This window comes from Leisingera sp. F5, assembly GCF_001593695.1.
Window position 1 is genome coordinate 1 of record NZ_LUKH01000542.1, and the last position, 2,163, is coordinate 2,163.

Consider the following 2,163-nt stretch of genomic DNA (forward strand, 5'->3'; position numbering starts at 1 on the left):
CGGGACTGCCGGGGCTGGCAGATTTGAAAAGCAGTATCTGGCAGGCCGCTGGAAACTCAATACTGGTTGCTGCGATCAGCACATTGATCCTGCTGGCGCTGGCCCTGCCGATGGCCGCCGCGGTGGCTGCCGGGCGCAACGGCATGACTGAACTGTCGGGCATTCTGGGCCTCGCGGCCTCGCCTCTGGTGATCGGCACCGGGCTGTTCATCCTGATCTACCCCGTTGCCGATCCCTTTGTTTTGGCTGTGCCGGTGACGGCGCTGGTCAATGCGGTGATGGCGCTGCCGTTTGCCATGCGGATCCTGGTACCCCGCGCCAGCGAGGTGCTGGCGCGCTATGGCCGGCTGTCGCTGTCGCTGGACATGCGGGACTGGGCTTTTGTCCGTAGGGTTTACTTGCCCCGGATGCGGGCGCAGACAGGGTTTGCCGCCGGGCTGGCCGCGGCTTTGTCGATGGGAGATCTGGGGGTGGTGGCGCTGTTTGCTGATCCGGATTTTGCAACGCTGCCCTTGCAGATCTACCGGCTGATGGGGGCGTACCGGATGGAGGCAGCGGCGGGTGCGGCGCTTCTGTTGCTGATGCTGTCGATGGGCGCATTCTGGATTTTGGACCGCGGAGGACGCTGGCATGCTGAGGCTTGAGAACTGCCGGATCATGAACGGCGACTATGCGGTCGAGGCGGATCTGAAGATCGCGCCCGGTGCTTGCGTGGCGGTGATCGGCCCCTCCGGTGCTGGGAAATCCACGCTGGTGGAGGCTGTGGCCGGTTTCCTGCCTGTCACCCGCGGGTGTATCTTGTGGAAGGGCGCGGACATGACCAACTGGCCGCCGGGCAAGCGGCCGGTGGCGATGCTGTTTCAGGACGGCAACCTGTTTCCGCATCTGGCCGTGGCGCAAAACGTCGGCTTGGGGCTGCATGCCAACCTTCGGCTGAGCCGGGCGGAGTGGAGCCGGGTCGATGCAGCGCTGGAGCGGGTCGGCCTTGGCGGCATGGGTACACGCAAGCCTGCGGCGCTGTCCGGGGGGCAGCAAAGCCGGGTGGCACTGGCGCGGGTTCTAGTGCAGGGGCGGGGCATTCTGCTGCTGGATGAACCCTTTGCCGCGCTTGGCCCGGCGTTGAAGGCAGAGATGCTGGATCTGGTCGCGGAGCTGGCCCGCGAAAGCGGTGCCACGGTGCTGATGGTCAGCCACGATCCGGATGATGCGCGCCGGATTGCAGATCAGGTGGTCCTGGTGACGGATGGCACGGCGCATCCGCCGCAACAGACGGCGGAGCTGCTGGACAACCCGCCGCCTGCCTTGAAGGCCTATTTGGGTTAGGCGGCCAGCGCCGCTTCTCGAGTTTTGGTGATCATCAGCGCGGCGCAGGCGGCTTCTTTGCCTTTTTGAATGAAGTGCTGGCGGTAGATGGCGACGTGGTGATCGGTTTCCTGAAATTGATGCGGGGTCAGCGAGACCGACAGCACCGGCACTCCGGTTTCCATGCCTGCACGCATCAGCCCGTCGACAACTGCCTGGGCGACAAAGTTATGCCGGTAGATGCCGCCATCCACCACCAATGCGGCGCAAGCCACGGCGGCGTATTTTCCGGTCTTGGCAAGCTCCTGCGCCAGCAGCGGCATTTCAAAGGCGCCGGGCACGTCGAAGACGTCGACTTGCGCTTCCGGGATCAGCTGCAAAAACCCTTCCAGCGCCCGGTCAACAATATCAGCATGCCATTGCGCCTTGATGAAGGCATAGCGGGTGTGTGTCATATCGTAATCTCCTTTGGTTCTGACACGTCACCCAAGGCGATCACGAACAGACGGGCGCGTTCCTGGCGCCGCCCTTCTGCACGTTCTCTTCCATCCGGACTGTGACCGTCGGCTCTGGAGTTGCACCAAATCTGCTGACACTTCCAAATCCTTGGAAGCCGCTCGCGGGCTTACGGGATTGGCCCGCTTACCGCCGGTGGGGAATTCCGCCCCGCCCTGAGAACGGCGGGACTGTGCCAAGCAGCAGGGATGCCTGCAAGCGGGAATTTCACAATGAGTTCAGGTTTCCACCAGGTCATAGTGTTTAATGATGCGCGACTCGACCAGTTCGGCCTCAGCCGGGTCGATGTGCGGGCTGGTGTAGTCCTCGCCCGCGAAGGCTTTGAGCGACGCCAGATCCTTCCAC

At 63.5% G+C, this 2,163-nt stretch carries 2 protein-coding genes, 1 pseudogene and 1 riboswitch; of the genes and pseudogenes, 2 read left to right on the plus strand and 1 reads right to left on the minus strand.

Annotated features, from left to right (window positions below):
• Both A2I95_RS32995 and A2I95_RS33000 read left to right on the plus strand, forming a co-directional pair.
• Positions 1 to 644 (plus strand): annotated as a pseudogene (locus tag A2I95_RS32995) (thiamine/thiamine pyrophosphate ABC transporter permease ThiP); the annotation flags it as partial.
• Positions 631 to 1,323 carry an ATP-binding cassette domain-containing protein gene (locus A2I95_RS33000; RefSeq protein WP_291736624.1) on the plus strand — a complete coding sequence of 231 codons (693 nt, stop codon included), beginning with the start codon at positions 631 to 633 and terminating at the stop codon, positions 1,321 to 1,323. The pseudogene A2I95_RS32995 and the gene A2I95_RS33000, both read left to right, overlap by 14 nt.
• On the opposite strand, the gene A2I95_RS33005 is transcribed toward A2I95_RS33000, so the two are convergent.
• Positions 1,320 to 1,757 (minus strand): 6,7-dimethyl-8-ribityllumazine synthase, encoded by a 438-nt coding sequence (locus tag A2I95_RS33005; protein ID WP_291736626.1) that lies wholly within the window; start codon positions 1,755 to 1,757, stop codon positions 1,320 to 1,322. The two genes, A2I95_RS33000 and A2I95_RS33005, sit on opposite strands and share 4 nt — an antisense overlap.
• A gap of 78 nt (positions 1,758 to 1,835) precedes the next feature.
• Positions 1,836 to 1,985: riboswitch (FMN riboswitch) on the minus strand.
• Positions 1,986 to 2,163 lie beyond the last annotated feature (178 nt).

Coding starts and splice junctions, on each gene's coding strand:
- A2I95_RS33000 (WP_291736624.1), top strand. CDS start 631: ATGCTGAGGCTTGAGAACTGCCGGATCATGAACGGCGACTATGCGGTC.
- A2I95_RS33005 (WP_291736626.1), bottom strand. CDS start 1,757: ATGACACACACCCGCTATGCCTTCATCAAGGCGCAATGGCATGCTGAT.